Raw genomic sequence first — 15,394 nt, forward strand, 5'->3', positions numbered from 1 at the left:
ATTATTCCATCTCCGCGAGCACGTAAAGCATCGCCTGCTTGTAGTTTCTGGCGGCGCCGGAGAAGGTCCAGTCCGGATTTTTCTCCGGCTGATTGCCGATGCCGAGGTCGGCGTTGCCGCCGGTCGTGAAGTTGTTGTAGGCGAAAACGGTCTGCTTTTCCAGGAAATTATGGATCTGCATCGAACCGTAGCGGCCGTCATTGTTGCGGGCGTCGCCGAAGTCGAAGGTCGCATCGGAAGCGCCGGGAATGTTTTTGGCATTCTTCTGGGCATAATTATGGGGCCAGAATTCGATGTTGCCCTTTTCGAATTTGCCGCTCTTGACCGATTCGACGTTGCTCTTGACTTCGAGGTTGGCGACTTTCTGCTGGAACACCGCGCCGGCGGAGAAGGTCGGCACGCCGATTTTGGCGGTTTCCGGGGTGAACGCATCCATCGAAACCGTCACGAAGCTCTCCTTGCCGTCGTTGCCGGTCAGCTTCGCGACGTAGGCGACGCGCCTGACCTTGCCGTCGAGCACTTCGGAAGCGTCATACTCATAGTTGACCCGCTGGCCGCCGCTGAAGCCGGAGCCGCTCTTGAGGTTGTAGGCATAGACGAGCTTCAGCGCATCGGTTTCGGGAGCGACCTTGCGGATCTCTTCACGGATGGCGGGTTCTTTCTTCTCGAGTTCCGCGAGCCGGGCGGCTTTCAGCTTTGCGAGTTCCTCCGGGGAAGCGGCCTTTACGAATACGTAGAGCGTGGCTTCCTTGTAGTTCCGGGCGCTGCTGGAGAAGGTCCAGTCGGGTTCTTTGCCGGCGCAGTTGCCGATGCCGAGGTCGGCGTTGCCGCCGGCGGAGAAGTTATTGTACGCGAACACCGTCTGGCGGGCGCGGTTGTTGTGGATCTGCATCGAACCGTAGCCGACCTGCGGCTGGTTGATCTGGTCGCCGCAGTCGTAACGCCGGTCATCGGCGCCGGGAATCCGCTTCTCGTTGCGGGGACCGTAGTTGTTGGGCCAGAATTCGATGTTGCCGTCGCCGATTTTTCCGGTCTGGACGCCGGGCACGTTGGTCTGGACCTCGAGGTCGCGCACAATGGTCTGGAACGTCGCGCCGGCCGATTTCACCGGCACGCCGAGCTGGGCCGCGTTCTGGGTGAACGGAGCCATCGCCGCGCTCATCCACGAAACGGTGCCGTCATTGGCGACCAGCTTGGCCAGATAGATGACCCGCTGGATCTTGCCGGCGACCTTGGAACTGTTGTCGACGGTGTAGTTGACTTTGGTCTTGTCGCCGAAGCCGGAACCGCTCTTGAGGTTGTACTCGTAGACGAGCTGGTCGTTCTTCTTGTAGTAGGCGAGGATGTCGTCGAAGGTCAGCCCGTTTTCGATGCGGAACGCGCCGAGCGGCAGGCCGGCTTCATTGAAGAGATTGCCTTCGGCGGTCTGCTTCCACATATAGCGGAGCAGCTGGGGCTCCTGAACCTGATCGGAGCTGACCGCAAGTTCGGCGCCGCGGATTTCGGCCTTGGCCGGAACATAGGAGCCGTCGGCCGCCGCGACTTCGAAATTCATCACCGGCTTGTTGTCTTTGGTCTTCCAGCTCTCGACGTTTTCAAACGTGAGGATGAATTTGCCGTTTTCGATTCTGGAGGATTTCAGCTTCGGCGAATCGGCCTTCAGGTCGCTTTTTCCATAGTCGCGCTTCAGCGCGAGCAGCGCGAGGCGCTTGCCGACCGTCTCCTTGTCGGCGGGATGGATGTCGCTGATGTTGCCGACGTCGTTGATCACCGCCATGCCCGCGTCTTTCGTCTTGTCGGCGAAGGCCTGCTGGGCTTCCCAGACCCTGGGCAGCCGGGTCGCGTCGCCGCCGTAGTTGAACGGGGCAAGCTGGGCGAAATAAAGCTTGAAATCTGGATTCCGGAAAATCTGTTTCCAGCCTTTCAGCAGCGCTTCCATCTTCTTTTCATACAGTGCGCCGTCACCGAGGTTGGCTTCGCCCTGATACCAGATCGCGCCGCGCATTGCGAAGGGCACGAAAGGATAGAGCATGCGGTTGTAAAGCACCGTCGGCTGCTGATGGTTCTCGTAGGGTTTCAGCTCCGGCGGGAAAGCGGGCGGCTGCGGGACGGGCTGGTTCTTGGCGGCCGCGTCCTGATATTTGGCCAGCCACTCCTGATAGTCCCGGACCACCTTGGCGTTGATTTCCTGATAATCTTTCGTGCCGGGAAGTTTGGCGTTCACGCTTCGGGCGATATTGGCCAGCTCCGGTACCGCTTCAAAACCGGCAGGCGGAGTCCACGGTTCGATCCGGGTGCCGCCCCAGTGGGAGCTGATCAGGCCGATCGGAATATCGAGCGCCTTGAAAAGCTCGCGGCCGAAAAAGAAACCGGCGGCCGAAAACGGAGCGATATTGTCCGGGCGGACCGGCTGCCAGCTCATCTTGAAATCGTCGCGCGGGAACTGGCTCCAGCCGTAGGGCCTCATCTGGGCGATGCGGATCAGCGGATAGTTGGATTCCGCCGCGACTTTATCGCCGTTGTAGTGGCGGAAACGCGCGTTGCCGCCCCAGAGCGGCATCTCCATATTGGACTGGCCGCTGCACAGCCACACTTCACCGACCAGCACGTTGTTGACCGTGACGGCGTTGTCCTTGCCGGCGGCTTCGAGTTTGCGGTTCTCCTTGCTGGCCGAAAGAGGAGCGAGCTTGACCATCCATTTGCCGTCGTCGGCGGCTTTGGCGCTGACGCTCTGGTCGGCGAATTTCACCGTGACCTCCTCGCCCGGATCAGCCTTGCCCCAGACCGGGACCGGCATTTCGCGCTGAAGCACCATGTTGTCGGCGAAGACCGGAGCAAGCTCCACTTTCGCCTCCGCCGCAAGGCCGCAGAGCATCACTGCGGCGGCGGGCAGCATCCATCTGGTTCTGAATGTACCTGTCATTCCCTTCCTCCTTCTGTGTTTTTCCGGGAAGTTTCCCGGTATCTGTGGACGAATCTTATTCAGCAACAGTGCATTTTTGGATTTCACTGCGGAAACGCTCGAAGCCCTCCGCCGGATCGAACGCTCCGACGACCTCGCCGTGCCGGAAGATCACCAGCTTTCCCGCCGCGCTCCCGGCGATGCCGAGGTCGGCGTCGCGCGCTTCGCCGGGGCCGTTGACCGCGCATCCCATCACCGCGATCTTCTTCAATTGGATTTTACGGCCGGAACCGGCGATTTCGGCGAGAAAGGTTTCCACTTTGTCGGCCAGTCCGACCAGATCGATCCGGGTCCGGCCGCAGGTCGGGCAGGAGACCACCTCCGGCTCGGCGCTCCTGAGACCGCACGCTTCGAGGATGCGCAGCCCGGTGAGCACCTCCTCCGCCGGGGGGGCCGTCAGGCTGACCCGCAGCGTGTCGCCGATGCCCGCCAGCAGCAGCGAACCGATGCCGACTGCGGATTTGACGACGCCGCGCCGGGGAGTTCCGGCCTCGGTGATGCCGATATGCAGCGGGTAGTCGGTGCGGTCGGCGAACTTCCGGTAAGCGGCCAGCGTGACCGGCACGCTGGAGGATTTCAGCGCGACTTTGAGGTCGCGCATCCCGTAGTTTTCCAGCAGGGCGCATTCGCGCAGCGCGCTCTCGACCAGGGCTTCGGCGATTGCTTCATCGTGGTCGAGCCCCTTGGCGGCCATCTCACGCACCACGGCGGGACGCAGGCTGCCGGAGTTGGCGCCGACCCGGATCGGAATCCGGTGCTCCTGCGCCTTTTCCGCGACGAGGCGGACGTGATCCGGATCGTCGAGGTTGCCCGGATTGAGCCGGACCGCCGCGACGCCGTTTTCAATGGCGGCGATCGCGAGTCTGTAGTCGAAATGGATATCGGCGATCACCGGAATCGGACTTGCGGCGGTGATTTCGGCGAGCGCCTCCGCCGCTTCCCGGTCCGGCACCGCGACCCGGATGATATCGCAGCCGAGCCGGGCGAGCTCTCCGATCTGCGCCAGCGTTGCCGTCGCATCCCGGGTGTCGGTGTTGGTCATCGATTGAACCGTGACCGGAGCGCCGCCGCCGATCGCGACGGCGCCGACCGTGATCCTGCGGCTGTTACGGCGCTGCTGCGGCATCGGTTTTCTCCGGAGACGGGTTGGGGGTTGCCGCGGGGGCGGAGGGAACCGCTTGCTGTTCCTCCCCCGGCGGCGGTGCGATGCTGCGCCACAGCCGCCGGCCGTCGGAGAAGGTGACGAACACCATCAATCCGATCAGCAGCGTCACGAAGATCATCGAGAGGGTCTTGATCACCACCGTCGGCAGCGGTTTGCGGAATATGATTTCGATGAAGCCGAAAGTGATGTGCCCGCCGTCCAGCACCGGCAGCGGGAGCAGATTGAAGATCGCCAGCGCGAACGAGATGATCACGATGAAGTAGATGCCGTGGATGAACGACGAGTAGCGCACCGAGTTGAACAGCACCATGCCGATGCCGAGCGGGCCGGACATGTGGGTCGGCTTGAGCGTGCTGGTCTGGTCGGTCAGCCCCAGCTGGTTGCCGAAGCGCACCAGAATGCCGCGCAGCGACTTGTAGCTCATGTCGATGGTCGAAATGAACTGTTGGAACGGGGTGGGATGATCCAGCGAGGCGATGGTCGCGCCGATGGTGTGCGGCGTGATCAGCCGGGCCGAAAGCTCTCTGGTCTCCTGCTTGCCGTCGCGTTCGACGGTCAACTGGAACGGGGCGGTTTTCAGCTCCTGCACCGTATCGATCAGCACGGCGGGATCGGTGATCGGTTTGCCGTTGATCGCCACGAGGCGGTCGTCTTTCCGCAGCCCGGCCGCAAGCGCGTTGGAGTCCGGCATCACGGCGTGGATGTAGATGCCCGGCTTGTCCGCCTTCGGGCCGAGCTGTATGCCGGTCAAATAGCGGCTGAATTCGGGGCCGAGATCCTTGATCGGCTCCGGCGTGACGGTCACATCGAAGTTTTTCCCGCCGCGCCGCAGGGTGAGGCGCACCGGCCGGGAACCGGCCTGGTCGAGCCCGCTCTGGAACTCCGCGTAATCCTGTACCGGAGTGCCGTCGATCGCGACGATATAGTCGCCCGGTTTGATTCCGGCTTTGGCGGCGACGGAACCTTTTTCCGGGGTCAGTTCCAGCGGAATCAGCGGCGTGAAGAACGGCCATGCGATCTTTTCCGCGCCGAGCGAGCCGGGGGCTTTGGGGTTGTCGACCGGGACATAGCTGACTGTGACCGGTTTGCCGTCGCGGATTACTTCCAGATCGACCTTGCCGATCGCGAAAAGGATTTTGCTGACGAAATTCGACCAGGTCGAGAAGAAAGGTTCGCCGTTGAGTTTGACGATTTTGTCGCCGGGGCGCAGTCCCGCCTGATATTCCGGACTGCCCGGTTCGACCTCCATTACGGTGATTTCGCGCATCTTGGGGGTGTCCTGAGGCATGCCGACATACCAGACGAAGCAGGCGATCAGCAGGCCGGAAAGGATGTTGAACAGCGGCCCGGCGACTGCGGTGATGATCCGGTCGATCGCTTTGGCGCGCGGCAGCTCCGTGCCGTCGGCGGCTTTGGGGGTAGCGTCGGTGGCGTCCACCTGCGGCAGTTCGACGTAGCCGCCGAACGGCAGCCAGCCGATCCGGTATTCGACGCCGTTCACCTTCTTTTTCCAAATCGGCCGGAAGCCGAGGGAGAAGGCGTCGATATGCAACCCCCGCCATTTGGCGGCCAGAAAATGGCCGAGCTCGTGCGAAAAAATGCAGAAGCCGACCGCGATGAAAACAAAGGCCAATGAGCCGATATTGAGCAGCAGTTCACTGAAAGTCATCCGAAAATTTTCCTTATCGTAAGCCCCGTCGAGGGGCGGTTCATACAAAAATCACTTCCACGTCTTACTTATAATAACTGATTTCGTTCTTTTTTCAAGGGAACGGAGCGGGGGCGGGAAATTATTTTTGATTTTTCCCGTCGGCGGGCGTTATCTGATAGATGCCGACCGCATCCGGAACCCGGCTGCGCAGCGCGGACCAGTCAAGCCGGGACGGATCGTCGCAGCGAAACAGTAAAGTGCACCCTTGATAGACGTTGCCGCGTACTGTGATGGCAGAAGCAAGCCACGGATTCAAATTCAGTACTTCAGGATAGGCTTGATGGATTGCACTGGTATATTGACGCAGAACTTCAACCGGAAGCGGACGTAAAACAAGCAAAATAACGGAATGGGGGCGGGGAGTTTCTCTGAGTTCCGTCAGGCGGTAGCGGCAGACGCGGAACCCTCCCAGTTCCTGTTGTTCCGGTTCCGGCTGGAAATTCAACTGAAATCTCTGCGAAGCCCCGTGCCGGTCGGTGCCGTTCAGATGGTTGGGCGGCAGGAAAGAGATCAGCTCGCGTTGCGACATGGTATTCCGGAGGCGCAGATCATAATCTTTATAGGCATTCGGCATATTGTTCCATGTGTAAGGATAGCCGTCGCCCGCGTCAAGCGCGATCATATATTCCGGAGAGAGTTTGCGGATCTGATCATACAGACTGAACCAGTCCTGCGCCTTGTATTGCGGTGCGGTATCGTACCAGTTGAGCAGAAACAGGCCGACGAGGCAAATGGTGAAAACTGCGGCGAGCCGCCGCTTTTTTGCGCTGAACCTGCGGTAAATCGCTTCGAGGCCCATTCCGGCGAGCAGGGCGCCCGGAACCACCAGCGGCAGATAGACCCGGACGCCGCCCGCGTTGGTCGCAATCGCGGAGAGGAACGGGATTGCGGTGATCACCAGCAGCGGCCACGCCCGGCGGAAGCGCAGCAGGATTCCGGCCGACGCCAGCAGCAGGACGACCGGCCCGTTCAGATGCAGGAGGGTGTCGGAGACCAGCGTCAGGAACTGTCCCGCGCCGGTGACGGGCGTTCCCCACACCTGTGCCGCACGCAAAGCGTGATAATTCAGCAGATACCAGCCGGCGGTCAGCACGACGCCGGCGGCCAGCACGATTTTGAGCGGCTGGCAGGGGAACGGGCGTTTCCTCCAGCAGTGCCAGCCGAGCAGGGCGGCCGGCGCGAGATAGAGGATCGAGGTCGGGAGCGTCAGCACCGCCCCGGCTCCGCCGAGGAATACCATCGCCTCCGGCAAATGGCGGTAACGCTTGGGGCGGTATCTGCCGGAGAGTTGCAATCCGGCACAGAAGAGCAGCAGGAAGAAAAGCTGTAAACCGTAACCGCGCGCCTGAGCGGCATAGCCGATCGCCATGTGGGAAAAAGCGAAGAAAAAGGTCGCGGCCAGCGCCGCGCCCCGGCGCCGGGTCCACAAAAAGGCGACCACGGGAAAGAGCAGCAGGCTTCCGAGGCCGGTCAGCAGCGCGGGCAGCCGGATCAGGCAGGGATTGTCGAAACAGGCGATGCAGAGTTTTACGCCGAGGGTGTTGAGCGGGTGATTGTTGGGGAGGGCGAGGTCGGTGAAGATCACGGAAAGCGGTTGGGGAGCGAAACTCTCCAGCGTCCAGATTTCATCATATTCGAGGCTGGAGAACAATCCTGAAATCCGCAGCAATGCGCCGGCCAGCAAGGTTCCGATCCACAGCAGGCGGAAAAATCTTGTCCTCTGATCGGCGTCCGGCTTCGTTTGAGTGCTCATTTTCCCTCCTGAAAACTCTTTCAATAAAGCTGCGATGCAAATTCCCGCGCCCGGCGGTCGGCGTCGCGGATGGCGGCCAGATCGCTCTGCGGTTCCGTATGGTGGGCGCTCATGGTTTTTTCGATGATGGTCCAGATGGCGGCAAAGCCGATTTCCCCGCGCCGGAATTTATCGACGGCGACCTCGTTGGCCGCATTCATCGCGGCGGTCATCGTCCCTCCGATGTGCATCGCATGGTACGCGAAATCCAGCGACGGGAAACGGCTGCGGTCCGGTTCGCGGAAGTCGAGCGAGACCAGCCGGGCGAAATCCAGCTCCGGCAAACCGCCTTCGGCGGCGCGTTCCGGCCAGGTCAGCGCATACTGGATCGCAAAACGCATGTCCGGTTTCGACATCTGGGCGATGAAGCTGCCGTCGCACAGCTCGACCATCGAGTGCACCAGCGACTGCGGATGGATGACGACCTTCAGCCGCTCCGGCGGCACGTTGAAAAGATGGTGCGCCTCGATCAGCTCCAGAGCCTTGTTCATCAGCGAGGCGGAGTCGATCGTGACTTTCGGGCCCATGTCCCAGGTGGGATGGGCGAGGGCGTCGCGCAGCGTCGCGGCGGCGATCCGTTCGGCGGACCACTCCCGGAAAGGGCCGCCGGAAGCGGTCAACCACAGGTTTTTCACCTCCCGCGCCGGACGCCCGGCGAGGCACTGGAAAATCGCGGAGTGTTCGCTGTCCACCGGAACGATCTCTCCGCCGGGACTGGCGGCCAGCTCGCGCCGGATCAGTTCGCCCGCCATCACCATCACCTCCTTGCTGGCCAGCGCGACCCGCTTCCCGGCCCGCAGCGCGGCGATCACCGGCTCCAGCCCGCCGGTGCCGACGATCGCGCAGAGCACGGTGTCGGTTTCGGGGGCGGTGACCAGGTCGAGCACCGGGGCGTCCCCGGCAGCGGCGGCAAGACCGGAGGGGAGGGCGCTTTTCAGCTCATCCAGCCGTTCCGGCGCGGTGGTCACGGTGAGACGGGGACGGAACAGGGCGGCCTGCCGGGCCAGTTCTCCGGTATTGTTGCGCGCGACCAGCCCGATCACCCGGAAATGTCCGGGCAGTGCTTCGAGCACCCGGGCGGCGCTCTTGCCGATGGAACCGGTCGCGCCGAGTATCACCACGCCTTTGGGATTCATCTGGACTCCACTAGTAAAGTTACCGGACCGTCGTTGTGAATTTCCACTTGCATGTCGGCGCCGAACCGGCCGGTTTCGGTCGGCACGCCCAGCTTTCGGAACTCCTCGATAAAGGCTTCATAGAGCGGGATCGCCGTTTCCGGCCGGGCCGCTTCCGTAAAGGAGGGGCGGCGGCCGGTGCGGGCATCGCCGTACAACGTGAACTGCGACACGATCAATGCGGAGCCTTTCACGTCGAGCAGCGACAGGTTCATCTTGCCGTTGCCGTCCTCGAAAATGCGCAGATTGGCGCATTTTTCCGCGACGTACCGGACTTCGGCCATCGTGTCGGCGTGGGTGATTCCGAGCAGGATGACCAGCCCTTTGCCGGTCCGTCCGGCGACTTCGCCGTCGATCACGACCTGCCCGGAGGTCACGCGCTGCAGCAAGGCCCTCATCGGATCAGCCGGGTGAATTCGTTGCGGGTGGCCAGTTCGCGGCGGAAGGAGCCGACCATCGAACTGGTGGTCATCACGGAGTGCTGTTTTTCCACGCCGCGCATCTGCATGCAGAGGTGGCGCGCCTCCATCACGACGCCGACTCCTTCGGCGCCGAGGATTTCCATCAGCGCGCCGGAAATCTGGCGGGTCAGCCGCTCCTGAATCTGGAGACGGCGGGCGAACATGTCGACGATCCGCGCCACCTTGCTGACGCCGAGGATCTTCCCTTTCGGGATGTAGCCGACGTGGCATTTGCCGAAGAAGGGGAGCATGTGGTGTTCGCACATGCTGAAAAATTCGATGTCGCGCACGATGACCATATCGTCGGATTCGGCTTCGAACAGCGCGCCGTTGACCACCTCCTCCAGCGTCTGACGGTAGCCGCGGGTCAGGAACTTCAGGCTTTTCTCGACCCGCTTCGGAGTGTCGAGCAACCCTTCGCGTTCCGGGTCCTCGCCGATTTCAACTAAAATATCCCGGATCTGCTGCTGCATGATTTCTTCGCTTCGCTCCCGGTCAGATCAGGTTGCACGCGGCCTTGAGCCACGCGTCGGCGATCAGCTGGTGGCCGAGCAAGGTGGGATGGACGCCGTCGCCGAGGATTTTCTCCGGCGCGCCGGCCTTCTTCGCCGCCTCGATCAGCATTTGCTGCAGCGGGACGAAAACGGCGCCGTATTCGGCGGCAAGCCCGCGCACGACTTCCTGACGCTCCTTCATCTCCGCGACCCACTCCGGCGTGATGAAGCCGAATTCCAGCACGAAGGGTTCGCAGAGCACCAGTTTGGTTTCCGGGAGCTTTTCGAGCGTCCAGTCGAGCAGCATCCGGTAGAACTGCGCATAGCGAGGCACTTCCACGCCGTTGCGGTTGGAGTATTCGTGCCAGGAGTCGTTCACGCCGATCAGGATGCTGAGCACGGCGGGATTCAAATTCAGGGTGTCGCACTTCCAGCGGGCGTAGAGGTCGACAACCCGGTTGCCGCTGATGCCCCGGTTGTAGACGTTCAGCTCCTTGTCGAGGTGGTCGGCCAGCAGACGGGCCGCGATCAACCCGGGATAGCCGCCGCCGAGTCCGCAGTTGGGCTGGTCGGTTTCACGGCTGCGGCCGCAGTCGGTTACGGAATCCCCCTGGAATACGATGATTTTTTCCGCCATTTTTCTACCTTGTCCTGATAAAGAATTGAGAAAATTCCCTATAATATATGGGCTGAGCCGGGCTTTTTCAAGGAGAATCCGGAAATTCCGGAGCCGTCAGCGCGAAAGCAGCACCACACAGGAGGCGCTGATCCCCTCCTCGCGCCCCTCGAAGCCGAGTTTTTCGGTGGTGGTCGCCTTGACCGAAACCTGCCCGACGCAGATGCGGAGGGCCGCGGCGAGGTTTTGCCGCATCGTCTCGCGGTAGGGAAGCAGTCTGGGCTTCTGGGCCACGATGGTCAGGTCGAGGTTTTCGACGCGCCAGTCGCGGACGCGGGGATCGGCGAGCACCTGTTCCAGCAGCTTCATGCTGTCGGCCCCGGCGTAGGCCGGATCGGTGTCCGGGAAGAAGCCGCCGATGTCGCCGAGCGCCAGCGCCCCGATGAGCGCATCCATCAGCGCATGCACGGCCACGTCGGCGTCGCTGTGACCGAGGAGGCCGGTTGAATGCGGGATTTTCACGCCGCACAGCACGAGTTCGCGCCCCGGCACAAGCCGGTGCACGTCATAGCCTTGTCCGATCCTGAACATGATTGCACTCCTTTTAAATCGTGTTACGTTTCCAGCGGGTGGAGGCCGCGGTGATTGCGGCGATGGCGAAAAACGTCAGCGCGTACAATGGGGCGCTTTCGATGAAGCTGCGGTCGAAGCGGCACAGGAAAAAGGCGCCGAGCGCCAGCGTCAGCACGCCTTCGCCGAGCCGGAAGCCACGGTCGACGTCCGGGAGGCCGGGCCGCCGGACGCCCTGCAGGAAACCCGCTCCGGCCAGCAGTGTCCAGATGCCGATGCTCCCGCTGGCCAGATAGTCGCCGCGGACGCGCATCAGCAGCAGCGCGCCGAGCAGCGCGGCCGCCAGCGCCCCGAAATAGTACCGTCCCCGCTTCCGGGGAGAGGTCCGGCCGTCGAAGAAGAGCACCAGCACCGCCGCGATCACAAAGCCCCATGACAGGGGCGACAGCAGCCGGACCGCCGCAAACGGCTTGAAGAGCAGCAGCGTGCCGGCGATCAGGGCGGCGAGAATCCGGAACAGCGCCGGAAAGCGTTCCTGATCGAAAAGCAGCTGCTTGACCGTTTTTAAAAGTTTTTTCATCGATAGCGGACCAAAACCTTGGAAACAAGATTGTTTTTCATTGAAAATATAGTATATTTCTGAATAATCAAGTCTTCGGAGGATTTTTGACATGAGTTTGATTCTGGGAATCGAGTCCAGCTGCGATGAAACCGCGGCGGCGGTGGTTCGCGACGGTTATCAGGTTTTGTCCAGTTGCGTCGCGTCGCAGATCGCCAAACATGCGGTCCACGGCGGCGTGGTTCCCGAACTGGCGGCGCGCGAACATCTGGTGGCGCTGAATCCGGTGGTGGAGGGCGCGTTGCGCGAGGCGGGCGTGACCATGAAGGAGATCGACGCGATCGCGGTGACGCAGGGCCCCGGACTGATTCCGGCGCTGCTGGTCGGCCTCTCGTTCGCGAAGGGATTGGCGATGGGCAACGGCAAGCCGCTGATCGGCGTGAACCACTTCATCGCCCATATTTACGGCGCGTTCCTCGACGAGGCGCACGGCGTGCTGGAAAATCCGGCGACCTATCCGCTGCTGGCGCTGGTGGTTTCCGGCGGCCATACCAGCCTGATGCTGATCGAGCGGGACGGGAAGGCCCGCCAGCTCGGCTGTACTATCGACGATGCGGCGGGCGAGGCGCTCGACAAGGGCGCGAAGCTGCTCGGGCTCGGTTATCCGGGCGGACCGATCATGCAGAAGACCGCCGAGGGCGGCGATCCGCATAAGTATGAGTTCCCGCGGCCGCTGACCGGCGGGGCGGGCAAGCCGCTGGCTCCGGAGAATCTGTACAATTTCAGCTTCAGCGGCATCAAGACCGCGTTGCTTTACCATGTGAAGCATCATGCCGGGGCGGACGGAAAGCTGCCGGCGGAGCTGCTGCAGGACACCGTCGCGTCCTATCAGGAGGCGGTCGTGGATGTGCTGACCCGCAAGACCCTGCTGGCTGCGAAGAATTTCGGGGCGAAAACCATCGTGGTCGCGGGCGGCGTCGCCTGCAACTCGGTGCTGCGCGAACGGTTTGAAGCGTTGACTCCGAAGCATGTCCAGCTGCGTCTGGCCGCGCGCAAATACTGCACGGACAACGCGGCGATGGTCGGCGGCCTCGGCTGGCACTACCACCGCAAACAGGCGTATTCGCCGCTGAATATCGATTCATTTGCCCGGTTGCCTCAGATTACGCAGGTGCCGTTTTTAGGGGAGTAGCATGGTTAAGCTGATTGTTTTTGATTTGGATGGTACGTTGATCGATTCCCGGCTGGACCTTGCCGGGGCCGTGAACCATATGCGCGGCACGATGGGGCTTGAACCGCTGACCGCCGACCGGGTGATCTCGTTCGTCGGCAACGGCGTGCCGAATCTGGTGCGCCGCGCGATCGCCGACGCCGAGGTGGATTTCGACGAAGCGCTGCGGCGGATGAAGAAATATTACTCCTGTCATCTGATGGATTCGACCAGTTTGTATCCGGGCGTCAAGGCCGGATTGAAAGAGCTGGGCGCGCAGGGAATCAAGCTGGCGGTGGTGACCAACAAGCCGACCGGGGCGGCGACGGTGATTCTGGAGAAGCTCGGCGTGGCCGGTTTTCTGGCCGACATCATCGGCGGGGATTCCGATTATCCGCTGAAGCCGGAGCCGGACGCGCTGAACGCGCTGCGCGCGAAATACCGGCTGCCGGCGGAAAGCTGCTGGATGTTCGGCGATCATTACACCGATCTGGAAGCGGGGCGGCGCGCCGGGTTCCGGCGGGCGCTGGCGAAGTACGGATTCGGCGAAGCACGCGGGGAAAAGCCCGATTTTGAGGTGGATTCCTTTTCCGAATTCGTGATGGCGATCAAAGGTTTTTGAAAACAGTCAATCAATAAAAAGAGAACGAGGAAAACAATGCATCATTTGAGATTCCGTCAGGTACATCTGGATTTTCACACGTCACCCGATATTCCGGGAATCGGCGAGGCGTTCGACCGTGAAAAATGGCAGCGGCAGCTGCGGGACGCGCATGTGGATTCCATCACCTGTTTCTCGATCTGCCATCACGGCTGGAGCTATCACCCGACCAAGGTGGGAGAAATGCATCCGCACCTGAAGTTCGACCTGCTGCGCGCCCAGTTCGATGCGTGCAAGCAGATCGATGTGAATGTGCCGGTCTACATCACCGCCGGCTTCAACCAGCGCGTGGCGATGCTGCACCCCGAGTGGCATGAAATTTCGCCGGAGGGCAGGGGGCCGGACCCGCTGCATGCCGGATTCATCAAGCTCTGCTTCAACACCGCTTATCTCGATCTGCTGTGCGCCGAGATCGAGGAGACCGCCGCGCTTTTCCCGAACTGCGACGGCATCTTTCTGGACATCATCAATCAGGGGCAGTGCTGCTGCCCCGCCTGTCTGGAGGGGATGAAGGAGCGCGGACTTGATGCGCGCGCCGAAGCCGACCGCAAGCTTTTCGCGGAGGAGGTTCTGCAACGTTATTATGAACGCACCACCGCCGCCGCGCGCAAACTGCGGCCGGATATGCCGGTTTTCCACAACTCCGGCCACGTGACCGTCGGCAAGACCGGCATCCTGAAATATTTCAGCCATCTGGAGCTGGAGAGCCTGCCGACCGGCGGCTGGGGATACGATCACTATCCGCTGTCGGCCGCCTACAGCCGCAAGCTCGGGCTGGACTTCCTCGGCATGACCGGAAAATTCCACACCACCTGGGGCGAATTCGGCGGAATCAAGCACCCGAACGCGCTGCGCTACGAGTGTGCCGCGATGATCGCGAACGGTTCCAAGTGCAGCGTCGGCGACCAGCTCCACCCGGACGGCGCGCTCGACGAGAGCACCTACTCTTCCATCGCCGCCGCCTACCGCGAGGTCGAGGAAAAGGAGGCATGGTGCGACAACGTGACCAGCCGCGCGAATCTGGCGGTTCTCTCCGTCGCCGGCTTCACCCATGAAAAGGAAGAACCCGCCGACGTCGGCGCGGCGCGGCTGCTGCTGGAGGCGCATATCCCGTTCGATATGATCGACGCGGATATGGAGTTCAACGGCTACCGCTATTTGCTGCTGCCGGACGAGATCCGCATCGACGAAAAGCTCGAACGCAAACTGCGGGCGTTCCGCGATCAGGGCGGCAAGCTGATCCTCTCCGGCGCGAGCGGCCTGAAGCAGGGCGAGGATGTGTTCGCGCTGGAGTTGCCGATCGAGGGCGGCGCGGAAAACGGACTCAACCCGGATTATGTGAAAGGCGCTCCCGGAATCGCTCCGGATTTCGCGAAAACCCCGTTCGTGATGTACCTGTCATCGCGCCGCGTCAAGGCGAAGGCGGGCGTCAGCCTCGGCGAGGTGTTCGATCCCTACTTCAACCGCGATTACCGGCACTTCTGCAGCCATCAGCACACCCCGAACCGCCCGGAACCCTCCGGCTACGACGCCGGCGTGATGACTGATGACGTGCTCTACTTCGCGCATCCGGTGTTTTCGATCTACCGCAGCTACGGCGCGGTGGCGGTGCAGGCGTTCGTGCTGAATGCGCTGCGCCGCTTCATGGGAGACGAGGTGCCGGTGAAGCTCGAAGGCATGCCGACCACCGGGCGGGTCACGCTGATGCGCCAGCAGTCCGAAAACCGCGACGTGCTGCATCTGCTGTACGCCAATACCGTCAATCGCGGCGGCGGCGGCGTGCCGGTGCCGGGCGAAACCTGGCCTGGCCGTTCGATCGAGGTGATCGAGGAACTTACGCCGATCGGCCCGGTCCGGGCTTCGGTCCGGGCGGAAGCGCCGGTGAAGAGCGTGAAGCTGGTTCCGGCGGGAACGGAGCTGCCCTTTGAACAGAAGGATGGCAGGGTTGTGTTTACCGTGCCGGAATTCACCTGTCACCAGATGGTCGAACTGGCGTATTGAGGAACGTGTAATAAAAA

Annotated in this window: 13 protein-coding genes; 3 read left to right on the top strand and 10 right to left on the bottom strand. The window is 62.0% G+C overall.

Annotation, left to right across the window (positions count from 1 at the left end; translation table 11 throughout):
- Position 1: 1 nt before the first annotated feature.
- From C8D82_RS11560 to C8D82_RS11605, 10 genes are all read right to left on the bottom strand, one after another.
- Positions 2–2,923: a sialate O-acetylesterase gene (locus tag C8D82_RS11560; RefSeq protein ID WP_133245170.1), complete on the bottom strand. Its 2,922-nt coding sequence runs from the start codon at positions 2,921–2,923 to the stop codon at positions 2–4.
- Between the two features lie 55 nt (positions 2,924–2,978).
- The gene (gene ispG / locus C8D82_RS11565) at positions 2,979–4,088 is read right to left on the bottom strand and encodes a flavodoxin-dependent (E)-4-hydroxy-3-methylbut-2-enyl-diphosphate synthase (RefSeq protein WP_116884446.1); all 1,110 of its coding nucleotides are present in this window, start codon (positions 4,086–4,088) and stop codon (positions 2,979–2,981) included.
- Positions 4,069–5,796 (bottom strand): site-2 protease family protein, encoded by a 1,728-nt coding sequence (locus C8D82_RS11570; RefSeq protein ID WP_116884447.1) that lies wholly within the window; start codon positions 5,794–5,796, stop codon positions 4,069–4,071. Before C8D82_RS11570 ends, ispG begins: the two co-directional genes overlap by 20 nt.
- A 121-nt stretch (positions 5,797–5,917) precedes the next feature.
- Positions 5,918–7,591, bottom strand: coding sequence for a hypothetical protein (locus C8D82_RS11575; RefSeq protein WP_116884448.1), 1,674 nt, complete (start codon positions 7,589–7,591; stop codon positions 5,918–5,920).
- 20 nt (positions 7,592–7,611) lie between these two features.
- Positions 7,612–8,766, bottom strand: a complete 1,155-nt coding sequence (gene dxr / locus C8D82_RS11580; protein ID WP_116884449.1) for a 1-deoxy-D-xylulose-5-phosphate reductoisomerase — start codon at positions 8,764–8,766, stop codon at positions 7,612–7,614.
- Positions 8,763–9,203 carry a D-aminoacyl-tRNA deacylase gene (gene dtd, locus C8D82_RS11585; RefSeq protein ID WP_116884450.1) on the bottom strand — a complete coding sequence of 147 codons (441 nt, stop codon included), beginning with the start codon at positions 9,201–9,203 and terminating at the stop codon, positions 8,763–8,765. Before dtd ends, dxr begins: the two co-directional genes overlap by 4 nt.
- A complete protein-coding gene (folE, locus tag C8D82_RS11590; protein WP_116884451.1) occupies positions 9,200–9,739 on the bottom strand; it encodes a GTP cyclohydrolase I FolE in 540 nt (179 codons plus the stop codon). The genes dtd and folE overlap by 4 nt, the downstream gene beginning before the upstream one ends.
- A 22-nt stretch (positions 9,740–9,761) precedes the next feature.
- The gene (locus tag C8D82_RS11595; protein WP_116884452.1) at positions 9,762–10,397 is read right to left on the bottom strand and encodes an SGNH/GDSL hydrolase family protein; all 636 of its coding nucleotides are present in this window, start codon (positions 10,395–10,397) and stop codon (positions 9,762–9,764) included.
- 96 nt (positions 10,398–10,493) lie between these two features.
- Positions 10,494–10,967: a 2-C-methyl-D-erythritol 2,4-cyclodiphosphate synthase gene (gene ispF, locus C8D82_RS11600; protein WP_116884453.1), complete on the bottom strand. Its 474-nt coding sequence runs from the start codon at positions 10,965–10,967 to the stop codon at positions 10,494–10,496.
- 13 nt (positions 10,968–10,980) lie between these two features.
- Entirely contained in the window at positions 10,981–11,526 is a 546-nt protein-coding gene (locus tag C8D82_RS11605) for a hypothetical protein (RefSeq protein WP_116884454.1), read from the bottom strand.
- A 91-nt stretch (positions 11,527–11,617) separates the two neighbouring features.
- On the opposite strand from C8D82_RS11605, the gene tsaD reads away from it, so the two are divergent.
- From tsaD to C8D82_RS11620, 3 genes are read left to right on the top strand one after another with little or no spacing between them, the layout of a single operon-like run.
- Positions 11,618–12,697 carry a tRNA (adenosine(37)-N6)-threonylcarbamoyltransferase complex transferase subunit TsaD gene (tsaD, locus tag C8D82_RS11610; protein ID WP_116884455.1) on the top strand — a complete coding sequence of 360 codons (1,080 nt, stop codon included), beginning with the start codon at positions 11,618–11,620 and terminating at the stop codon, positions 12,695–12,697.
- 1 nt (position 12,698) lies between these two features.
- Positions 12,699–13,337, top strand: a complete 639-nt coding sequence (locus C8D82_RS11615) for an HAD family hydrolase (RefSeq protein ID WP_116884456.1) — start codon at positions 12,699–12,701, stop codon at positions 13,335–13,337.
- Between the two features lie 36 nt (positions 13,338–13,373).
- Positions 13,374–15,377, top strand: coding sequence for an alpha-amylase family protein (locus C8D82_RS11620; protein ID WP_116884457.1), 2,004 nt, complete (start codon positions 13,374–13,376; stop codon positions 15,375–15,377).
- The last annotated feature ends 17 nt before the right edge of the window (positions 15,378–15,394 follow it).

Source organism: Victivallis vadensis (assembly GCF_003096415.1).
GTDB classification, from domain to species: domain Bacteria; phylum Verrucomicrobiota; class Lentisphaeria; order Victivallales; family Victivallaceae; genus Victivallis; species Victivallis vadensis.